Annotated in this window: 19 protein-coding genes, 2 tRNA genes and 2 pseudogenes; 12 read left to right on the top strand and 11 right to left on the bottom strand. The window is 38.9% G+C overall.

Translation table 11 applies throughout. From position 1 onward, the window contains the following. Window position 1: 1 nt before the first annotated feature. A complete protein-coding gene (gene holA, locus O1Q79_RS06845; RefSeq protein ID WP_386691203.1) occupies window positions 2–1,048 on the top strand; it encodes a DNA polymerase III subunit delta in 1,047 nt (348 codons plus the stop codon). Between the two features lie 138 nt (window positions 1,049–1,186). Then, window positions 1,187–2,511 (top strand): annotated as a pseudogene (locus O1Q79_RS06840) (anaerobic C4-dicarboxylate transporter). Between the two features lie 67 nt (window positions 2,512–2,578). On the opposite strand, the gene folD reads toward O1Q79_RS06840, so the two are convergent. Next, window positions 2,579–3,424 (bottom strand): bifunctional methylenetetrahydrofolate dehydrogenase/methenyltetrahydrofolate cyclohydrolase FolD, encoded by an 846-nt coding sequence (folD, locus tag O1Q79_RS06835; protein WP_386691200.1) that lies wholly within the window; start codon window positions 3,422–3,424, stop codon window positions 2,579–2,581. 164 nt (window positions 3,425–3,588) lie between these two features. Here folD and O1Q79_RS06830 point away from each other — a divergent pair. From O1Q79_RS06830 to O1Q79_RS06805, 6 genes are all read left to right on the top strand, one after another. Further along, window positions 3,589–3,665 (top strand) — tRNA-Pro (locus tag O1Q79_RS06830). A 25-nt stretch (window positions 3,666–3,690) separates the two neighbouring features. Continuing rightward, window positions 3,691–3,767: transfer RNA gene (locus O1Q79_RS06825), tRNA-Arg, on the top strand. 83 nt (window positions 3,768–3,850) lie between these two features. Then, window positions 3,851–4,255 (top strand): VOC family protein, encoded by a 405-nt coding sequence (locus O1Q79_RS06820; protein WP_386691197.1) that lies wholly within the window; start codon window positions 3,851–3,853, stop codon window positions 4,253–4,255. Between the two features lie 21 nt (window positions 4,256–4,276). Then, on the top strand, window positions 4,277–4,858 hold the full coding sequence (locus tag O1Q79_RS06815; RefSeq protein WP_386691194.1) for a hypothetical protein: 582 nt from the start codon (window positions 4,277–4,279) through the stop codon (window positions 4,856–4,858). Continuing rightward, on the top strand, window positions 4,855–5,139 hold the full coding sequence (locus O1Q79_RS06810; protein ID WP_386691191.1) for a hypothetical protein: 285 nt from the start codon (window positions 4,855–4,857) through the stop codon (window positions 5,137–5,139). Before O1Q79_RS06815 ends, O1Q79_RS06810 begins: the two co-directional genes overlap by 4 nt. A gap of 210 nt (window positions 5,140–5,349) precedes the next feature. Continuing rightward, a complete protein-coding gene (locus O1Q79_RS06805) occupies window positions 5,350–6,072 on the top strand; it encodes a hypothetical protein (RefSeq protein ID WP_386691188.1) in 723 nt (240 codons plus the stop codon). A 121-nt stretch (window positions 6,073–6,193) separates the two neighbouring features. Here O1Q79_RS06805 and O1Q79_RS06800 read toward each other — a convergent pair whose 3' ends face one another. From O1Q79_RS06800 to O1Q79_RS06785, 4 genes are all read right to left on the bottom strand, one after another. After that, window positions 6,194–7,603, bottom strand: coding sequence for an efflux transporter outer membrane subunit (locus O1Q79_RS06800; protein ID WP_386691185.1), 1,410 nt, complete (start codon window positions 7,601–7,603; stop codon window positions 6,194–6,196). Between the two features lie 89 nt (window positions 7,604–7,692). After that, a complete protein-coding gene (locus O1Q79_RS06795; protein ID WP_386691182.1) occupies window positions 7,693–8,820 on the bottom strand; it encodes an ABC transporter permease in 1,128 nt (375 codons plus the stop codon). Continuing rightward, window positions 8,821–11,574 carry a ribosome-associated ATPase/putative transporter RbbA gene (rbbA, locus tag O1Q79_RS06790; protein ID WP_386691179.1) on the bottom strand — a complete coding sequence of 918 codons (2,754 nt, stop codon included), beginning with the start codon at window positions 11,572–11,574 and terminating at the stop codon, window positions 8,821–8,823. A gap of 15 nt (window positions 11,575–11,589) precedes the next feature. Then, entirely contained in the window at window positions 11,590–12,474 is an 885-nt protein-coding gene (locus tag O1Q79_RS06785) for an HlyD family secretion protein (protein WP_386691176.1), read from the bottom strand. 206 nt (window positions 12,475–12,680) lie between these two features. On the opposite strand from O1Q79_RS06785, the gene O1Q79_RS06780 reads away from it, so the two are divergent. Continuing rightward, window positions 12,681–13,262 (top strand): TetR/AcrR family transcriptional regulator, encoded by a 582-nt coding sequence (locus O1Q79_RS06780; RefSeq protein ID WP_386687437.1) that lies wholly within the window; start codon window positions 12,681–12,683, stop codon window positions 13,260–13,262. 99 nt (window positions 13,263–13,361) lie between these two features. On the opposite strand, the gene rhlB is transcribed toward O1Q79_RS06780, so the two are convergent. Beyond that, window positions 13,362–14,618 (bottom strand): ATP-dependent RNA helicase RhlB, encoded by a 1,257-nt coding sequence (gene rhlB, locus O1Q79_RS06775; protein ID WP_386691173.1) that lies wholly within the window; start codon window positions 14,616–14,618, stop codon window positions 13,362–13,364. Window positions 14,619–14,842: 224 nt separating this feature from the next. Here rhlB and rho point away from each other — a divergent pair, with 224 nt between their 5' ends. Next, the gene (gene rho, locus O1Q79_RS06770; protein WP_386687441.1) at window positions 14,843–16,105 is read left to right on the top strand and encodes a transcription termination factor Rho; all 1,263 of its coding nucleotides are present in this window, start codon (window positions 14,843–14,845) and stop codon (window positions 16,103–16,105) included. A gap of 91 nt (window positions 16,106–16,196) precedes the next feature. Further along, a pseudogene (locus O1Q79_RS06765) lies at window positions 16,197–16,364 on the top strand (IS200/IS605 family transposase); the annotation flags it as partial. A 126-nt stretch (window positions 16,365–16,490) separates the two neighbouring features. On the opposite strand, the gene O1Q79_RS06760 reads toward O1Q79_RS06765, so the two are convergent. The 5 genes from O1Q79_RS06760 to rluD form a co-directional block, all read right to left on the bottom strand. After that, entirely contained in the window at window positions 16,491–17,087 is a 597-nt protein-coding gene (locus O1Q79_RS06760; protein WP_386691170.1) for a hypothetical protein, read from the bottom strand. Between the two features lie 127 nt (window positions 17,088–17,214). Further along, complete coding sequence (gene dusC, locus O1Q79_RS06755) at window positions 17,215–18,171, bottom strand: tRNA dihydrouridine(16) synthase DusC (RefSeq protein ID WP_386691167.1); 957 nt, start codon at window positions 18,169–18,171, stop codon at window positions 17,215–17,217. Between the two features lie 9 nt (window positions 18,172–18,180). Continuing rightward, on the bottom strand, window positions 18,181–19,068 hold the full coding sequence (djlA, locus tag O1Q79_RS06750) for a co-chaperone DjlA (protein ID WP_386691164.1): 888 nt from the start codon (window positions 19,066–19,068) through the stop codon (window positions 18,181–18,183). 106 nt (window positions 19,069–19,174) lie between these two features. Next, a complete protein-coding gene (pgeF, locus tag O1Q79_RS06745; protein WP_386693366.1) occupies window positions 19,175–19,909 on the bottom strand; it encodes a peptidoglycan editing factor PgeF in 735 nt (244 codons plus the stop codon). A gap of 37 nt (window positions 19,910–19,946) precedes the next feature. Beyond that, window positions 19,947–20,933: a 23S rRNA pseudouridine(1911/1915/1917) synthase RluD gene (gene rluD, locus O1Q79_RS06740; protein ID WP_386691161.1), complete on the bottom strand. Its 987-nt coding sequence runs from the start codon at window positions 20,931–20,933 to the stop codon at window positions 19,947–19,949. Between the two features lie 100 nt (window positions 20,934–21,033). On the opposite strand from rluD, the gene O1Q79_RS06735 reads away from it, so the two are divergent. Continuing rightward, window positions 21,034–21,846 carry an outer membrane protein assembly factor BamD gene (locus tag O1Q79_RS06735; RefSeq protein ID WP_386691159.1) on the top strand — a complete coding sequence of 271 codons (813 nt, stop codon included), beginning with the start codon at window positions 21,034–21,036 and terminating at the stop codon, window positions 21,844–21,846. The last annotated feature ends 3 nt before the right edge of the window (window positions 21,847–21,849 follow it).

Genomic DNA, 21,849 nt, shown 5'->3' with positions numbered 1-21,849 from the left:
GATGAATCGAATCTTCCCTGAGCAATTATCTCACTCGCTAAACAGTAGTTTGGCGAGTATTTATTATTTAATCGGGCAAGATCCTTTATTGTTAAGTGAAAGCCAAGATGCTATTTTTCGCAAAGCCACTGAACAGGGCTTTGATGAAAAACTAAATATTCAAATTGATGCCAATACCGATTGGCAAGTATTATTTGAACGTTGTCAATCCATCGGATTATTCTTTAAGCGGCAAGTGATTAATCTATTGTTACCTGAAAATCTAACTGCCCCTTTACAAGCTAAATTAGCCGAACTCATTGCACTATTAAATCCAGATCTATTATTTATCTTTCAGCTCCCTAAATTTCCTAAAACTGCTGAAAAACAAGCATGGGTAAAAAAATCCCAGGAATTTGAACCGCACTTTCCCCTTGTAAATTGCCAAACACCCAGTACAGAACAACTTCCACGTTGGGTTGCTCAACGGGTTAAAAATATGGGATTAACGGCGGATCAAGATGCCATTCAATTACTGTGTTATAGTCACGAAAATAATTTAATCGGTTTAAAACAAAGTTTAGATTTGTTGGCATTATTATATGGTGACAAAAAATTAACCTTCACTCAGGTACAAAAAGTAGTGGAACAATCTTCTGTTTTTACCCCATTTCAATGGATTGACGCATTGCTTGAAGGTAAATTTACTCGGGCGAAACGAATTTTGAATGGTTTGCAAAATGAAGATATACAACCGATTATTTTATTACGTACTTTACAACGTGAATTAATGGTGTTATTAGAGCTTTCAAAACCTCAACAACGCCTTGAATCTTTACATCAAATATTACCGATAACACAGTTACGAGAAAGCTTTGATCGTTTAAAAATCTGGCAAAATCGGCGTGCTTTTTATATAACGGTGTTTCAACGTTTAACTTATGCCAAACTTTATCAAATTATTCAACAACTCGCTGAGCTTGAGCGTGCGACCAAATTAGATTTTAGTGCAGATGTTTGGCAACAGCTGGATGATATTTCAGCCGCAATTTGTTTAACAACCGATTAATTTTATTAACACCCATTTTGATTTAGATAAAACTTTTGTGCAATAAATTGAAAAAAACAGATCAAAAGATTGTATTTTCCCTACAAAAGGCTATTATTCATACATCTTTTTATTAATCACACTTTAAGGGTATTTTCTATGCTTTACTTAGAATTTTTGTTTCTATTATTAATGCTCTACACTGGTAGTCGTTATGGCGGTATCGGTTTAGGCGTCGTTTCTGGTATCGGTTTGGCAATTGAAGTATTTATTTTCCGTATGCCAGTTGGTAAAGCACCGATTGATGTCATGTTAATTATCTTAGCGGTCGTCACCTGTGCATCAATATTGGAAGCCGCTGGCGGTTTGAAATTTATGTTGCAAGTTGCCGAACGTCTTTTACGTAATAATCCTAAACGTGTCACCTTATTAGGTCCGATCGTTACTTATTTAATGACTTTTATGTTAGGCACAGGGCATTCTGTTTATTCTATTATGCCAATTATCGGTGATGTCGCCTTAAAAAACAAGAACGCCCGATGGCAGCCGCTTCTGTTGCATCCCAGTTAGCCATTACGTCTAGCCCATTATCTGCTGCTGTGGTATTTTATTTAACCCAAATTACTGGGTTACCGGGTTTTGAACACATCACGTTACTTAATATTATTAGTGTCACGGTGCCAGCGACTTTTGCGGGTACTATTGCGCTTTCATTATATAGTTTACGCCGTGGCAAAGAATTAGACGATGATCCGGAATACCAACGCCGTTTGCAAGATCCCGTTTGGCGTGAACGTATTTTGAATACTACCAGTACTACATTAAATGATGAATTACCAAAAGCAGCCAAACAATCGGTCTATCTGTTCTTATTGGCGTTAGTCGTCATTGTTGCTATTGCTATGTTGCCTGAGATTCGCACTATTGCCGATGCTAAGAAAGCTATTTCAATGAATTTAATTATTCAAATGATGATGTTATGTTTCGGTGGTCTGATTCTTTTACTCACCAAAACGAATCCACAAATCGTACCAAATGGTGTGGTATTTAAATCTGGTATGGTGGCTGCGATTGCGATTTTCGGGATTGCATGGATGAGTGATACTTACTTCCAATATGCGATGCCAGAATTTAAAGCTGCAATTACTACCATGGTAGAACAATATCCTTGGACTTTTGCTTTCGCTCTGTTTGCTGTGTCCGTGGTGATTAATAGCCAAGCAGCTACTGCGGTTATGATGTTACCTGTGGGGATTGGGCTTGGTATTCCACCAGCTTTATTAGTAGGTTTAATGCCAGCCACTTATGCGTACTTCTTTATTCCAAACTATCCGTCAGATATCGCTACGGTAAACTTTGATGTCACGGGTACCACCAAAATCGGTAGATATTATTTTAATCACAGCTTTATGCTACCGGGTTTAATCGGCGTTGGTACCGCTTGTGTGGTTGGGGTGGCTATCGCAGAAATCGTTATTCGATAATATTTAGTCAGATAAAAAACGCTCAAGATATTATATTGAGCGTTTTATTTTTTGTAGTTAAAATAATTTAATGGGTTTCGTAAGCAGCTAGGGTATTAAACATCAACATGGCGACTGTCATCGGACCCACACCACCGGGAACAGGGGTCAAAAATCCTGCTTTTTGCACCGCACTTTGTGCTACATCACCTTTTAATTTGCCATCTGCACCACGATTAATTCCAACGTCAATCACAATTGCACCTTGCTTGATCCACTCTGCTGGAATAAATTCAGGTTTTCCCACTGCAACCACCAAAATATCGGCTTGACTAACATGACTTGCAAGATCTTTGGTAAAACGATGTGTCACCGTGACGGTACAACCTGCCAATAATAATTCCAATGCCATCGGACGCCCCACAATATTTGAGGCACCCACAATCACTGCATGTTGACCATATAAATCTATCCCCGTGGTTTCTAACAGTTTCATTACACCGTAAGGCGTACAAGCTCGCAAGGTAGGGATGCGCTGACATAAACGTCCAACATTGTAAGGATGAAAACCGTCCACATCCTTGCTTGGTGAAATACGTTCAATCACCTTACTGCTATCAATCTGTTTGGGTAATGGTAACTGTACTAAAATCCCATCTATGGTTTGATCTTGATTAAGCTCATCAATCAACTTTAATAATTCTGTTTCACTGGTCGTTTCAGGTAAATCATAGGATTTTGATTGAATACCAATTTCGGCACAACTTTTTCGCTTACTTCCCACGTAAACTTGGGAGGCAGGATCGGCTCCGACCAAAATCACCGCTAAACCGGGGGGACGTTTTCCTTGCACCACGTAATCAGCGATCTTCTGCGCCACATCAGATTTAATTTTTTTTGCAAGTTCAGTACCAGAAATGAGTTTTGCTGTCATAACTTTACCTTTATTAAAATTAAGTAAACGGTTGCTATTTTGTCAGAAAATCATAAAAAAGGCGAATAAAATTGTATTTTGGAATAAATTTAATCAATTAAACTGAAAAAGTAAAAAAATGATTGACGGAAATCTACAGCCACTTATAATACTTACCACTTCAACGGCGAGTAGCGCAGCTTGGTAGCGCAACTGGTTTGGGACCAGTGGGTCGTAGGTTCAAATCCTATCTCGCCGACCATTTCCTTTACATATCCATTTGATACGCGCCCTTAGCTCAGCTGGATAGAGCAACGCCCTTCTAAGGCGTGGGTCAAAGGTTCGAATCCTTTAGGGCGTGCCATTTACTGAGAATATCAGACATAAATTTCTTTATTCAGAAAGAAAAAATATATATTATAATGATCTTTACTATAAAGGATTTATATGTCAGTGATATTAGGATTTCATCATATTGCAATAATTGCTTCGGATTATGCAAAATCAAAGGATTTTTACGTTAATATTCTCGGTGCCAAAATATTAGCAGAAACCTATCGCTCAGCACGAGAAAGTTATAAATTAGATTTAGCCTTTTCAGACGGTAGTCAAATAGAGCTATTTTCTTTTCCAAACCCACCGGCTCGCCCTTCTTCACCCGAATCCTGTGGCTTACGCCATCTCGCTTTTAAGGTTCAAAATGTAGAAAGGGCAGTGGCTTATTTAAAACAATTTAATGTGGAATGTGAACCAATACGCGTTGACGAACTGACACAAAAACGTTTTACTTTTTTTCGAGATCCTGATAACTTACCTCTAGAGTTTTATCAAATCTCTGAAAATGTGTATTAGCTATGCCAAAGGGAAATATTGTTGATGAAATATAATATATCAACTCTTACTATACTATTGAGTCTGACGAGTCTATATACACTTGCTGACTCAACAATTTCGATACATATTTCAGAAGATAACGCTACCGTTATAGAATCTGATTTTACTAACACGCCAACTTATGTTAGCAAGGATAGTTTGCGAAAATTTGATTTAAGTGATCAAAAAGATATTAACGAACTGGCTAAAAGTATTGAGTTTGAAGTCTTCGTTATTAATGAAAACAGCCAAATTCATACAGTTTTTGAGCATGGTGGTGGTATCTGCTATGGTTATTTCAATAATGGTGTGGAAGTGACTGATTCTGCTATTTATTATGTTGAAGAAAAGTCTAAAGACGAATATTATGCTAATATTTCTGGTGGCATCGTTAATTATGAAGGTACACCCAGAAATTTACAATATACTTCCCTTTTTAATATCCATGATCCCAAAGTATCAAAATATTTGAAAGAGCAAAATATACAAAACGGACAAAATATCGCGAGAAAAAACTTACAGACTCGCACCACGGTTTTATCTAATGCAGTTTGTCCTCTGAGAAAGGAAAATAAAAAATGAAAAAATTCATCTTTATCTTAGCCTCTATCTTATTAACTGCTTGCACTTCTCACCCAGAAGTCGGTCAACCGCAAGCACCATTAGATATGGCATCAGTTAATGCTTACAACACTAAAGTTTATAGTGGTGATACAGTTCCGGCAAACCAAAAAGTTAAACAGCCTCCAGTGAATATGCCGTTAAATGCCAGTGATTCGCAGCCCAAAACCACGACAAAAACCACAACACCGGTGGTTTTAATGCCGTCTATTGGTTACCATTATGGACGCTATCGTTGGTAAACATAAACGAACGAAATTACAGTCAATCTATAATCATCAATTAACAATATCACCCTACTCACTAAGTTTATTAAAGACTTTCTTTTCTATGTGGTGATTTATACTCCTTGTATTGCGGTTTATTTAAGTGCTATCAAAGGATTAAAATACAGTACAAAAAACTCAATTTCGTGGGGAATTTATTTCAATTTACACAATAAGAGTATAACCATGGAAAATCAATCTAATGCTAATGTTGATAATTCAGTATCTACCGATGAAACCTTGACATCCACAAATAAAACTTCGATACCGACTGATAAAACTTTAACCGAACAGCCCAAAGAAAAAAATTTAAGTAAACAAGATAAGCCTAGATCTTGGTCAATTTTATGGGGAATTTTAGGAGCTGTGGGAATAATTTCCAGTATTGTGGGACTTGTTGTATTTGTTTATGAAAATAATAGATTACCTACTTTAAGAGATGAATTATCAGTAAAAGAAAAAGAAATCAATAAGTTAAATGAAAAAATTGCGGATTTAAATAGCTCTTCTGAAGTACTACGATTAACAAAGTTAGTTCAAGAACAGGAAAATCAGATTAAAGGAAAAGATGACCTAATCACCTCACAAAAATTAAATATTAATGAAATAAATACCTCAAGAAGCCAATTAAAGCAACAGGTTGATAAACTCAATGCTGATATTGAAAACTGGAAATCTTGGTATCAGAAATATTCAACAGATTTAAATATGTGTAAAAAAGACTTAGATTTAAAGAGAGATATTGCTGATCTTAGAAAAAAAATTGAAAGTAATAACAATCAAATAAATAGAAATGACTATTACAAACCAACGGATAGACAAGTTAACACTTGGATTATGGATAATCAAAATCTTAATGCAATGATTGCAGAATATCAGAAAAAATTACAATGCCAAAATTTACCATAAATCTTTTACAAAACGATACTAAAGAAATGAGTAAATAAATATCGACAACACAAAAGGGGCGTTACAGCCCCTTTTCCAATGGATTATTTAAACCTTTGTGACACATTCATCAAGTGAAATTTTATCTCCAACCGCCACCTAACGCCTTATACAACCCGACCCAATTTTGAGCCTGAGCCAGTTGCGATTGTACCACTGCTTCTTGGTTGTTTAATGTCGTTACTCTGGCACGGATCGCGACATCTAAGGTCTTGTTGCCGTGCTGGAATAAGGTTTGTGCATCTTGAGCCTGTTTTTTGGCAAGGTTTACTGCTTTTTGATTTAATGCCGTTTGCTTTTTCAATGCACCGCTCATTTGATAAGTGTTATCCACTTCTTGTAATGCCGTTAATAAGGTTTGGTCGTATTGGATCACCGCTGATTTTAAACGTGCATCGGCGGCATCAATGTTGGCTTCCAAGCGTCCGTTGGTGAAAATCGGCAGTTGTACGCCCGCACTGACCATGCCTAATATACCTGAGATGTTGGATAGATCGTTGTCGAGCTTGACGTAGCCGCCATCGCCCATAAAGCTGATGTTAAATCTCGGGTAGAGATCCGCTTTGGCACTTACCAGTTTAGCTGCGTAGGCATCTACGTTATGTTGAGCGGTGCGTAAATCAGGACGATTACTGATTACATCACTTGGCAGCACGCCGTTAGGTACGGCAGGAATACGGGCAAACGGGTTGCCTGACTTGACAATGCGGAAACCCTGTGGCGTTTCGCCCGTCAGCACTGCGATATTACGTTGTGCCTGATCGGCTTGTGCTTTGAGTGTTGCCAAACGTGCTTGTTGAGCCGTAATTTGAGTGGAAATTTCCGTTACTTCATAAGCCGTTGCACCGCCTGTGTTAAAGCGTCCTTTCACATAGTTTTCCAGTGATTGTAATTCTTTGATCGCTTGGTTGATTAAATTTGCCTGACGATCCAAAGCGTAGATTTGGAAGTAGTTGTTAGCAATTTCGCTTGCTACTAGCATCTGTGCCGCATAAAGCTGTTCTTGTTGAGCCAGCGTCAAGCTGTGAGCCGCATCAGCATCGGATTTTTTCTTGCCGAAGAAGTCCAATTCCCATGATGCGGATACTCCGCCGTAAATATTGCCTGAACCAGACGTATCCGCCGATGAATTACCCATTTTCATTCGACTTATACCACCGCCAGTGGAAGCATTACCGCTTACGTTTATACCTTTGTCGGCTTCTGCGTAGTCATAGTTGGCTCTGGCTTCGTTTAAGCGAGCTTGAGCAAGGGCAATATCAAGATTCTGGCTTAAGCCTTTTTCGATTAAACGGGAAAGTTCGGGGTCATTCCAATTTTGCCACCATTGTTTGATTTCCATTTGGCTTTGACCTGCTTTCACCTGATCAAATTGTACAGGCGTGTTTACCGAGCTTGCCTGTTCGGCATCAACAGTTGCATTACAGGCGGTAAGAATTGCCACAAGACCTGCAATCATTGAGAGTTTGAAAGTGCGGTGTAAAATTTGCATTTTTTATATATTCCTTTCAGTTTAGGGTACGTAAGAACGTACCGTTACGCTATTTATTTTTAGATGGTGCGTTTACACGCAATCCATGATTAACCTTGTTTCGATAACATTGATTTAAACTGTGCCAATGCTACCCCTAAGAATACAGCACCTAAAGCTGCCATTTTTGCTAAATACGGCCATACAATATTAAGTCCTGCTCCACGGAATAACACATCTTGACCATAAGCGGCTAAGATAGTCAATGGTGAGAATTGGGTCAGCTTTTGAGCCAACTCTGGCATATTTTCAACAGGTGATTGCGCCCCCGAAAGCATGTTCATAATTAAATAAATCGGAAGACAAAGTAAACCGAACTGTGGCATAGTAGGTGCTGATACGGCAAGCATAATCCCCAAAGATGCAATGGAGAATAAAAATACCAACACGCCCAAACCAAATAGTGCAATTTGTTCGGTTGGAATGGGAGCCCCTAAAATCCCTACGGTAATAAAACGTATTGATAGCATTGAAATCACCAGTAATACCAAACCGTTGGCAAATACTTTCGCCATGGCAATTTCACTTGAACCGATTGGCATGACAAGTAAGTGTTCTAAGGTGCCACGTTCCTTTTCACGGATAATCGCCGATCCCACTAACATTAATGCTAATAAGGCAAGATTAGTCATATTTTGGGTTGTCGCCATAAACCATTTTGAACTATGGTTCGGATTATATAGCACATTATTGACCACTTTAATTGGTGTCGCTATGCTACCAGTATTACCCATAAATTCATTCACTTCTTGAGTAAAGATTTGGCTGATATAGCCTGAACCAATGCCCGCTTGGGTAATGGCGGTGGCATCTACTAACACCTGCACCTGTGGATTATCGCCTTTAAGCATATCCTTTTCATAATTCGGTGGAAACTCTGCCACGAAAGTGTAGTTGCCGAGATCCATTTCTCGGTCAATCTCTTTCGGACTGACTTCATGCACCTTTTTGAAGTAAGGCATAATCAAAGCATCTCGCATACGGTGCGAAAGAGTTGATTGGTCGTAGTCAATAATTGCCACCGAACCGTTTTTCACATCGGTCATTCCCATATTAGATACCACTAAAATCGCTGCCGAAAACATATAAATAGCAAGGATAATCATCACAATATCACTGAACAGGCTTTTGAGTTCTTTAAACATGAGATAACCCACATTTTTTAACCAACGTAACATTTATTTCTCCTGTTTTTTCAAGCCGAGTGTGGCAAGAGCCATATAAGCGACATAAATCACGATTAAGGCAATATAACTATTAGTGAAATCAGCAAAGCCCAACCCTTTAGTGAAGCCACCCAGACTGATTTGCTGGAACCACGAACCTGCGAAAATCTTTGATACAATCAAGGTGTTACCGTCCAAACGTGAAGTTGGGAACATCATACCTGAGAAGTTCATAGTCGGTACGATTGCAATAATCGCTGCGGAAAAGATAGCAGCAACTTGAGATTTTGTGATACTTGATACCACCAGACCAAAGCCTGTGGAGGTAATAACCCCTAAGAAACAACCCAAGAACATTGCCCACGCCGAGCCTTTGATCGGTACCTTAAAGATAAATATCGCCGTGGCAACCATCAGCAAGTAACTGGCAAAAGCAATCACCACATAAGGAATTTGCTTACCAAATAAGAATTGGAACTTGGTTGCTGGCGAACCATACAAGTTCATGATCGTCCCCATTTCTTTTTCACGCACCACGCTTAATGCCGTCATCATTGGTGGAATCATCATCATGGCAAGCATGATAATGCCCGGAGTCATGGCAAAAATACTCTTGAAGTCTTGGTTATACATCATACGTATTTCTGCAACGGAAGTACTGTTGATAGTTGCTCCGTCTTCAATCATCAATTCACGATTGAATTGATTCACCACTCCTGCTGCCGAACTTACCAAGTTCTCTGCCGTTGATGGATAAGCACCGTCTATAATCAGGCTCACTTCGGGAGATTGCCCTCTCAGCAATTTCTCACCAAAGCCATCAGGAATTTCGATCACTAATTTAGATATATGTCTTTGAATGGTTGGGTTAATTTCGTGCGTTTCATGAATATCATTATTTTGCCGAATAAAATAACTTGAGCCTTCAAAGGTTTCAATCAATTTACGGGAAAGTTGAGTATTATCTCTATCCAACACAGTGAAATTAGTCGGGTTAATATCAAAAGAAATACTGCTTGCCATGGACAACAGGATCACCACTGGACCGAATAAAGCGAAGAACATACGAATATGATCTCGGCTTAATTCTTTCATTTCACGACTGGCGAAAGTCCAAATAATATCAAACCAGTTTAAGAACGGATTCGCTTGTGTATTAGCAGATTTTTCCTGATTTTGCACCGCAGTTTTTACCTCATTCTCATCACTTGGTGCAGTAATATCGTCCGCTTGCTCTTCCAAATAACGAATAAAGGCTTCTTCAAGGGTGTCGCAACCTTTTCCGATACGTAATTCTTCAGGTGATCCCACCGCCAGCACCCGACCTGCGTGCATTAACGAGATACGGTCGCAGCGGGCAGCTTCGTTCATAAAATGGGTGGTAACGAAAATGGTAATACGATCATCACGGGACAGTTTGATTAAATATTCCCAAAACATATCACGTGCCGCAGGGTCAACACCCGATGTCGGTTCGTCCAGAATCAACACTTCAGGCTTATGCAAACAGGCTGCTGCCAACTGCAAACGCTGACGAATACCGAGCGGTAATTCGCTTGGGCGTATCTCGGCAAGATCATATAAATCGAACTGCTTCATCGCATTATCGGTGTATTCTTTCCATTGAGCTTTTGGAATTTGGAACAGCTTCGCATGTAAATCTAAGTTTTCACGTACGGTCAGTTCTTCATACATGGAAAATGACTGGGTCATATAACCCACTTTCTTACGTGTGTTAATATCGTTCGCATCAATGGACTGACCAAGTAAAGTCGCTGTTCCCGAAGTTGGTTCAAGCAGCCCTGTCAACATTTTCATGGTGGTAGATTTACCACAACCGTTCGAGCCTAAGAAACCAAATATTTCACCTTTTGGAATGGTAAAACTAACATCATTTACCGAGGTAAAATTACCAAATTTTTTGGTTAAGTTATGCGCTTCAATCGCTGGGGCTTCATTCGGGAAAGTCTGCAACGGCGGAATAGACAGACCGTCCACCGCCCCCCGTTTTTCCTCGGGCAAGGTGCGAATATAGGCTTGTTCAAGATTTTCGCTACGGGTATCGGCAATCAGTTGTTTGGTCGGACAATCGGCAATAATTTTGCCATCATCCATTGCCAACACATACTCAAAGTTCTCCGCTTCATCAATATAAGCGGTTGCTACAATTACCGTCATTCCCGGATTTTCCTGACGCAGATTGTTCACTAACTGCCAGAATTGACGGCGGGAAAGTGGATCCACCCCTGTGGTAGGTTCATCTAAAATCAATAAATCAGGATCATGTACTAAAGCACAGCAAAGACTGAGCTTTTGTTTCATACCGCCCGACAGTTTACCCGCTGGGCGATCCGCAAACGGTGAAAGTCCCGTTGCTTTTAGTAAACGAGCAATGCGAGCTTTCCGTTCTTTAGCGGTTAAGCCGAACATTTTGGCGTGGAATTCCACGTTGTCATAAATAGAAAGAGTAAGATAAAGGTTTTTACCCAACCCTTGTGGCATAAAAGCGATTTTGTGCGTAAGTTCTTCACGGCTTTTTTTATCCGCAATATTTTTGCCGAACACCAACACTTCGCCTTTTTGCAGGATTTTCGCCCCTGCAATCACTGACAGCATGGTGGATTTCCCCACACCATCAGGACCAATCAGCCCCACGGTTCTGCCCCTCGGTATTTCAAGGTTTACACCGTTTACCGCCACAGTAGGCGATTTGGCTTTGCCGTATTGGTGATACAGGTCGCTTACTTTAACTGCGAGTTCCGTCATCGTTATGCACCTTTATTATTCAGGTAATTTAACTGATAGGCTATCTGCCCAGCTAGATTGAGCATCATATTTCACATAACCCATAGCTGTCATACCGCCTTTCAGCAGGCTTGCATATTTAGCTGCTACATCCACAGGAACCTGTAATTTTACTTTAAATACTAATTTAGAACGTTCTTCTTCGGTTTCTACCGATTTCGGTGTGAATTGTGCATCTGCCGCTACATAGGTAATCGTTGCAGGGAATACATAATCCGTACCGTCAACTTTAATCCGAGCTTCATCGCCAATTCTGACAAGGTTTGATTGATAAGAAGGCAGGAACACGTTCATATATACATCCGAAAGATCTAATATACTCATTACCTTACCACCAACACCTAACACATTACCTGGTTCTGCGATTTTGTATTCAACACGACCGTTGATCGGTGATTTAACCATCATATCCACGTTTTGTGCAGCTACTTCACGTTCTTGAGCTTTCGCTTGCTCAACTGCTGCTAATGCTGCATTCAATTTTGCTTGTTTATTATCCACTTCGGTTTGAGCCACTAAATTGCCACGACGAAGTTTTAAAGCATTGTCTAAATCAATTTGAGCCAATGCGACTTGTTGTTCTTGATAAGCAATTTGAGCCTGTGCCGCATCTACTTTGCTTTGAGAAGTGGTTGATGAAAGACGAACCAATTCTTGATCTTTAGTCACATTATCGCCTTCTTTGACAAACACCTCTTCCACACGTCCTGAATAAAGCGTTGCCACATCAAGACGTTCCAACTCCAAACGTCCGTTTACTGAAGCTATTCCGTTAAGGCTGGTACTTTTACCTTGTTGAGTATAATAGTAAGCTCCACCTGCAATAGCAGCAATAATCACGAGTACAAGAAATTTTTTCATTTTGTTTCCTTTTAAAATGTTTAAAAAACAGACTATTGCATATTAATTTCAATACAATGAATATGCAACCGATAATAAACGATAAAAAGTTGGTTAATAATACAAAAAAACAAAATAAGTTGATTAAAACAACAAAACAATTAAAATAGTTGATTATTTTATAGGGTATTTTGCTATAAACAGTAAAGCAAATTTAGGGATATTTTATGATTGAAAAAAAAGAAGATCGTCGCATCACAAGAACAAGAGAACTTTTACACCGCACTTTTTTAGAATTGTTGTCGGAAAAGGAATATGAAGATTTCACCGTACAAGAAATTATTGATAGAGCTAATATCAATCGTACCACATTCTATAAACACTATCTAAATAAAGAAGCCCTAGCCGTACAGATTGCCGAGAAATTTAAGCAAGACGTTGTGTTACCACTCTTGCAACAACGTTTTAACCACCCACTTGATGAATTTGCTCGACTAGTGTCCCCTATTTATGAGAAAAATCAAGCAACCATAGCCACCATGCTAAAAATTAACACTCGTCATTTTAATTTAAAACAGGATATCCAAAACCGCTTTAAAGATAAATTTATTGAAGTTGCGTCAAAACAAAATCACAGCGACAAAGAAATTGATATCCAACTTCAAGCCGCTATTTTCTCCAATTTAGGTACCACTATTTTGGAATACCTATTAACCACAAACAAACAGTTAGATCCTGTCATTTTAGTGAAAAATATTAAAGCTGGAATGGGCATATTTTTAAATGAAGAAAATAATTCATTTAAATAGCTTAATTATCTTCATGTTAGATTTTAGCAATCTTTATCATAAGACTACTTTTGATATTCTTGCCCAACGTTCATTGTTAAATGACTAACGGTTAAATGACTAACGCTTACCCAGCTTATTTTTTGGTTTACTACGACTACGATTATTCGGCGGACTATTCCGTTTCACTCGTACTGGTCGTGGTAAATCTTGAATTAATGAAGTTGGATCATATTGGCTGACAGGAATACTATGCCCAATATATTCTTCAATAGCAGGTAAATTCATGGCATATTGTTCACAAGCAAAACTAATCGAAACGCCACTCTCTCCCGCTCGTCCAGTACGTCCGATACGATGCACGTAGTCTTCGCAATCATCTGGTAAATCATAGTTAAATACATGGGTAACATCCGCAATATGTAAACCACGGGCTGCCACATCTGTCGCTACTAAAATATCCAGCTCCCCATCAGTAAATTGTTTTAACAAACTTAAACGCTTTTTCTGAGCTACATCACCAGTCAATAATGCCACACGATGACCATCTGCCACTAAATACCCCCAAATATCTTCACATTTGTGTTTGGTATTGGCGAAAATAATGCAACGCTCAGGCCATTCTTCTTCTAATAAGGTTAATAATAATGCCATTTTATCCTGATTAGACGGATAAAATAATTCTTCTTTAATACGATGACCTGTTTTTTGTAATGGCTCAATTTCCACGTATTCTGGATCATTCATATCTTCAAAGGCTAACTCACGCACTTTATAAGATAAGGTCGCAGAAAACAACATGGTTAAACGTTGCTGTGAACTTGGACACTTACGCAACAAATAACGAATATCCTTAATAAAACCCAGATCGAACATGCGATCCGCTTCATCTAACACCACCACTTGAATGGCATTTAAGCTAATAATGCCTTGTTTAACATAATCAATCACTCGCCCAGTCGTACCAATTAAAATATCCACGCCCTGTTCAATGGCTTTTAATTGCTTATCATAACCGTCACCACCATAGGCAAGTGCGGTCTTTAATCCTGTCGTTTTTTGCAACAATTCTGCATCATGGGCAATCTGTACGGCTAATTCACGTGTTGGAGCAAGAATTAAAGCTCTAGGTTGATTTGAGCTAGATTTGATTGGCTTTTCTAATAAATGGTGAAAGGTGGCAGTTAAAAATGCCATGGTTTTACCTGTCCCCGTTTGGGCTTGCCCTGCCACATCTTTACCTTGCAACGTAATTGGTAAAGATAACGCCTGAATCGGTGTGCAATATTCAAATCCTTTACTTTGTAACGCTTGCAATACTTGTGGATTCAATGGAAGATCAGCAAAACGTTGCTGAGATAAATGGTTTGTTGTCATAATGGATATCATTCTAGTAAAAATTCTTGTTAGCATAGCACAATATGCAAAAATCCCCAAAAAACCACCGCACTTTATCGCCTTATTACTAATTCTCTTACATTCTTTAATGCTTTTCTCATTGAATACTAGACAATACAATAAATTAATGATACTTTAACGCCACCTAATGGCAACATTGTCAACTCATAACTATTCATTTACTCAAATCTATAATTAAAATTATGCACTTAACAGAACTTAAAAATACGCCAGTATCAACCTTAGTTGAACTGGGTGAAGGTCAAATGGGCTTAGAAAATTTAGCTCGTTTACGCAAACAAGACATCGTTTTCGCTATCCTTAAACAACACGCTAAAAGTGGTGAAGATATTTTCGGTGGCGGTATTTTAGAAATTTTACCTGACGGCTTTGGTTTCCTACGTTCCGCTGACAGTTCTTACTTAGCTGGTCCTGACGATATATACGTTTCTCCAAGCCAAATTCGTCGGTTTAACTTACAAACGGGGGATAAAGTAGAAGGAAAAATTCGCCCACCGAAAGAAGGTGAACGTTATTTTGCCCTACTTAAAGTTGACCAAGTCAATGATGACAAGCCTGAAGTTTCCCGTAGTAAAATCCTGTTTGAAAACTTAACCCCATTACATGCCAACTCACGTTTACGAATGGAACGTGGTAACGGTTCAACCGAAGACCTAACCGCTCGAATTTTAGATTTAGCTTCCCCAATCGGTAAAGGACAACGTGGTCTGATTGTAGCTCCACCAAAAGCAGGTAAAACTGTTCTATTACAAAATATCGCTCAAAGTATCACCCATAATTACCCAGAATGTGAATTGATCGTATTGCTGATTGACGAACGTCCAGAAGAAGTGACCGAAATGCAACGTACGGTACGTGGTGAAGTGATTGCATCGACCTTTGATGAACCTGCAACACGCCATGTTCAGGTGGCTGAAATGGTTATTGAAAAAGCCAAACGTTCCGTGGAACACAAAAAAGATGTGGTCATTTTATTAGATAGTATCACTCGTTTAGCTCGTGCCTATAATACCGTTACGCCAGCCTCTGGTAAAATTTTATCTGGTGGTGTAGATGCCAATGCTCTACACCGTCCAAAACGTTTCTTTGGGGCGGCTCGTAACGTAGAAGAAGGCGGTAGCTTAACGATTATTGCCACTGCATTAGTAGATACTGGCTCCAAAATGGACGAAGTGATCTTCGAAGAATTTAAAGGAACAGGGAATATGGAACTACATCTTTCGCGTAAGATTGCTGAAAGACGAGTATTCCCAGCTATTGATTTCAACCGTTCAGGTACACGTAAAGAAGACTTGCTCACCACACCAGATGAGCTACAAAAAATGTGGATTTTACGTAAAATTCTTAACCCAATGGGGGAAGTGGACGCTATGGAATTCCTCATTGATAAATTAATGGTAGCCAAAACCAACGAAGAATTTTTTGAGATTATGAAACGCTCTTAACATATTTGCAAAACTACTGTATTAATTAAAAAAGACGCCTAAAGCGTCTTTTCTTTATTGGTGGTATCAAGCTTTATGGATATTTGAATGATATGTAGATCTAAAATATAAGTCTGGAAACCAGAACTTTTGGGTGAAAGGTTATTATGTAAGTATTGTCGGTTAAATACAAAGATAGTAAAGGAGTATATCAAGGATTAAGCAAAGATGATTCAGGATAATTTACTGGAGAAAGTATATGAGGCTTCCCTTTAAAGGCGTAAATCACATAGTTACTGTACGATTATCGGAATTCACATGCCCTTTAAAGAGCATGTGAAGTAATAGACCTTATAAGATGTCTAAGAAATACACGTTTTACGTACAGATTGTTATTAACCTACCATTATTTTGTAGGTTGCTCTTGTGCTGGTTTTGGCGCAAGTACTTGATGTAATTTTTCACGAATTTGTTGTAATTCTTGAGAAGAAGCCGCTAATCTTTGATATGTGTCATTTAATTTTTGTTTATCTTCTTCACTTGGTTGTTTACCTTGAACGACATAACTAAAAGATTCATTTACAAAATTAATAGATAATACTAAATTTTCTTTTGCTTTATCCTTTAACAAATTAACACCGGGATCTTTAATGTCCAGTTTATCTGCATTGGCTAATACTTGGTTCGCCTTTTCAGTAAGTTGTTGTAATGCAGCTTGAATTTTAGCCGTATCTTTGCTCTCAGTCGCTATTCTTAACTCATCTTGTGGAGCATTTAAGATTTCAATCTGTTGAGCATCCCAATTTAAGAATTTTTTCACATCATCAATATTTTGTTCATTCACATTTAATGTTACTTGATTAGGCTGAGCAGTTTGTGGTTGAGCAGTTTGAGTATTTTGTGCGGGAGCCACCGTAGTCGGTACTTTTTCTGCTGGTTTATCACAAGCAGTTAAGAACAGAGTAAATAACGATATGGCACTAATTTTAGTAAATTTGTTCATTAAAAATAATCCTTTTAAAAGTAGAAATAACCTTAATTATACTAATAAGTAAGGCGTTGTATTGTGTTCACAATAAGACCGTCATTATAAACTTTTGTTCAGTCTTTTGCTATTGTTTGATTGTTCTTTAAACAAGTTGATGATAATCTGTTTGAGATTTGATCAATTTCTCGCGTAATTCTTCAGCATCTTGACATGTTTTGATTAACTCAAAAATTTTTGTGGCTTCAGAATATTCCTTTTTTAAATATTGCAACCACTGTTTAATCCGAGCAACATGATAAAAACCAGTATCATGAATATTTTCCATCTGAGCGTATTTTTGCAGAATGAGCATAACTGTTGACCAAGCTAATTTTGTCTGATTCTGTTTTAACACCAAACTCAGATTTGGAATATGCAACGCACCACGTCCGATCATTAGTCCTTGGCAACCTGTTATTTGTAAACAGTTTTGTCCGTCTTGGTAATGCCAGATTTCCCCATTTGCGATCACAGGAATGCTTAGTCTTTCACGAATTTCCCCAATTTTTTGCCAGTTAATGCGATCTGCTCGATAGCCGTCAGCTTTAGTGCGTCCGTGAATGGTGATTTCTGTGGCACCACCTTGCTGTACCGCATCTGCAATGTCAAAGGCTTGTGAAATATTGTCCCAACCTAATCGCACTTTGACGCTCACAGGCAAATGAGAGGGCACCACTTGGCGTAATGCTTGTGTTGCTTGATAAATTAATTCCGGATTTTTCAATAAACTGGCACCGCCATGGCTGCCATTGACGGTTTTGGAAGGGCAACCACAATTTAAATCAATCCCATGGGAACCTAATTGAATAGCACGATGCGCATTTTCTGCTAACCATTGGGGGTGTTGCCCGAGTAATTGCACTCGAATTGGGGTACCAGATGGGGTTAGACCGTTATTATGTAACTCTGGTGCCAGACGATAAAATATTTTGTTGGGGAGAAGCTGATCGACTACGCGCACAAATTCAGAAATACAGAGATCGTAGTCGTTAACTTCAGTGAGTAATTGGCGTACTAGGGGATCCAGTACACCTTGCATAGGGGCTAAAATAACTCGCAAGCGTAAGCCTTATTTCCAGCCTTTTGATTTACAAATTAAATCATAAGCTGCTTGAATTTGCTGGGCTTTTTCTTTTGCCATTTCAAGCATTTCTTTTGGCAAACCTTTAGAGACTAATTTATCTGGGTGATTTTCATTCATTAAACGGCGATAAGCACGTTTAACAGTTTGTTGGTCATCTGTAGCAGACACGCCTAACACTTTATAAGCATCATCAACGGTTGGGCCGGATTGATAGCCGTAATTGCCACGCTGATAACCGCTACCTTGTTGTTGGTAGCCACCTTGATAACCTTGTTGCTGTTGATATTGCTGATAGGCTTGTTGATAGAAACCACCGCTAGAAAATTGACGGCGCGCCATTTCCATCATAATCATTTGCTCAAATTGTAAGGATGATAAGCCTAATTCTTCGGCAACAATGCGTAAGACTTCTTTTTCATTTTGGTGTAATTCGTCATCTGCAAATGCTGTTTGTACTTGTACACTCAGGAACATCCGTAATAGATCGGCACGTTGTCCGCAACCGAGACGAAATTCACGGATCACTTGACGTAACGGAAAATCGGCTTCTTTACCTCGATTAAAGGCTTGCTGAGCGAGCTTGCGATTAGTTTCATCAAGTTGTAATTGCCCCATCAAGTTGGTAGCAAGTTGAATATCCTCTTGCGTCACTTGTCCTTTGGATTTGGTTAAATGTCCCATTACCGCAAAGGTTGTTTGCATAAATAAGGCTTGTCGAGTGAGTTTTTTGCCAAAAAATGATGAACTCACTGAACCTAGTTCATATAATTTTTTATCCGCCCAGTGACCGATAATCGCGCCAGCAATGCCGCCAAAGAGTCCGGCAAGTTTATAACCGATGAAAAAGCCTAAAAATTTACCTATAAAATTCATTGTGATATTTAATCCTTTAACGAAGAATAATAAAGTCTAAAAAGTGCGGTGATTTTTTGATTAGATGGTAATTTTTCGCAAAAATTCAACCACATTTTACGATTTTTTACTCAAACCAAATCAAACTTGCCATTCGCCCTGTTATACCATCTCGACGATAAGAAAAGAAATCATCTTGTTCGAGGTAGGTACAATGCTCGCCGCCGATAATTTGTGTAATACCCAGTTTATGTAAACGTTGGGTTGCTAGCAAGTAGAGATTCGCAAAATATTTGCCTTGATTTGTGGAATCAGGTGTAAAGGCAGTAATTGCCTGAGGATCCTGTAAAACAAATTGATCAACAACGTCTTGTCCTACTTGAAAGACAGTTGGACCGATCGCTGGACCTAACCATGCTTTGATAGCTTGCGGAGCAGATTTAAAACATTGGACCGTTTGTTCCAAAATACCGTCACATAATCCACGCCAACCAGCGTGAACTGCTGCAACTTCATTACCTTGTGTATTGGTGAATAATACAGGTAAACAATCGGCTGTCATCACTAAACATACTTGATTTTTCTGATTGGTATAGACAGCATCTGCTTGTATATCTGTGCCATGGTAAGGTAAGCGAATAATTTTTGTGCTATGCACTTGATTTAAAAATAACGGAAATTGTGGTAAACCTAACTGTTCAGTTAATAAAATTCGGTTATTTTGTACCGCAGTTTGATCATCTCCCACATGATGGCCTAAGTTAAAACTCGTATAAGGTGCCACACTAAAACCACCTTGCCGCGTGGTGCTAAAAGCTCGTACATTACTTGGTGTTTGCCAAGGAGGCGAAAGTGCGGTGATTTTTTTCGCGTTTTTTTCACTCATATTTGTTATTACCTTAATAATCTAATTCATCTTTATGCAATTGATAATCTTGTTTTAGTGCATTAATTAATTCCACAAAATCATCGGGTAATGGTGCATGCCATTCCATGATTTGTTGAGTAATGGGATGTTCTAAACGTAACATTACTGCATGCAAGGCTTGACGTTGGAAATTACGTAATACCGCACTAAAAGCTTCTGTTGCATTTTTTGGTGGACGTGGTCGTCCACCATAGGTTTGGTCGCCTAATAATGGATGAGCAATATGTGCCATATGTACCCGAATTTGATGAGTTCGACCGGTTTCTAAGCGTAAGCGTAAGCGAGTATAGTTACGAAAATGTTCCATAATTCGATAGTGGGTTATCGCCGGTTTACCCATGGGATGTACTGCCATAAGTGTACGTTTAGTCGGATGACGAGCCATCGGCTGATCGATTTTGCCTCCTTGAGTCATCACGCCAAATGCTACCGCTTCATATTCACGCGTGATTTTACGTTTTTGCAAATCACGGACTAACTGCGTTTGAGCAGGAATCGTTTTAGCAACTACCATTAAACCCGTGGTATCCTTATCTAAACGGTGTACAATACCGGCCCTTGGCACTTCGGCAATTTGCGGATAATGATAGAGTAACGCATTTAATACTGTACCACTGGGGTTGCCCGCTCCGGGATGAACCACAAAATCTTTAGGTTTGTTAATCACTAAAATATCATCGTCTTCATAAACAATATTGAGTGGCAAATTCTCGGGGGTATAATGAGTTTCGTCTTCCACTTCCACGCTAATGTCAATTTGTTCACCGCCTAATATTTTGCTTCTTGGCACGTTTAAAACCTTGCCATTGACTAGCACGTTATTATTTTCAATCCATATTTTTAAGCGTGAACGTGAATAATCGGGGAACAATTCCGCCAAGGTTTGGTCTAATCGTTGTCCCATTTGTTCCGGCTGAACCACTGCCGATAGCGTCATTTGTTTGGTATTTTGTGCCATAAAAAATAAAATTCCGTGAATTATTTGGTAATGTCAGATAGAATATGACAGATATTGTACCTTAAGATAACATTTTTACATAGAAAAGGATTATTAGGTTATGCGTAAATTAAAATCGCTCACATTGATTGCATTAACTGCTCTTGCCATTTCCGCTTGTTCTAGCAATAAGGCTGTGGAACAGGCTTCTGAACAGGAGCTATTTAGTACCGCCCAAACTTATATTCAAGATGGTAGCTATTCGGATGCATTACGCTATTTTGATGCGTTAGATACACGTTTCCCCGGAAGTATATATAGCGAACAAGCAAAATTAAATATTATTTACGCTTCTTATAAAATGCAAGATTATACTAAAGCGATCACCACAGCGGATAGTTTTTTACATACTTTCCCGAATAGTCAACATGCAGATTACGTGTTATATATGGTAGGGTTAACTAATACATCTATGGGTGATAACTTTATGCAAGATTTCTTTGGTATCGATCGTGCTACGCGAGAAAGCACCACAATGAAAACAGCATTTAGTAATTTCCAAACTTTAGTCACGCATTTCCCGAATAGTCCTTATGCGCCAGATGCATTGGCACGCATGGCGTATATTAAAGACCATTTAGCACGCCATGAATTAGAAATTGCCAAATTCTATGCCGAGCGTAAAGCATGGGTTGCGGTGGCAAACCGTGTCACAGGCATGTTGAAAACCTATCCTGATACACAATCAACGTTAGAAGCCTTACCATTAATGCAAAAGGCTTATCATGAGTTAGGTTTAACTCAACTTGAACAACAAGCTGCAACCTTAGTGAAAGCCAACGAAGGTAAGCAAATTCAACAAGCGAAGAAACCAGATGAACCGTTTTTAAGTTTTCCATCTTGGTTAAAGTTTTGGGATAGCAAGGTTGAGTAGTTT

Origin of the sequence: Lonepinella sp. MS14434, assembly GCF_042468235.1 — a bacterium.
Classification (GTDB): domain Bacteria; phylum Pseudomonadota; class Gammaproteobacteria; order Enterobacterales; family Pasteurellaceae; genus Lonepinella.
This window is presented reverse-complemented; position numbering and strand designations above follow the sequence as displayed.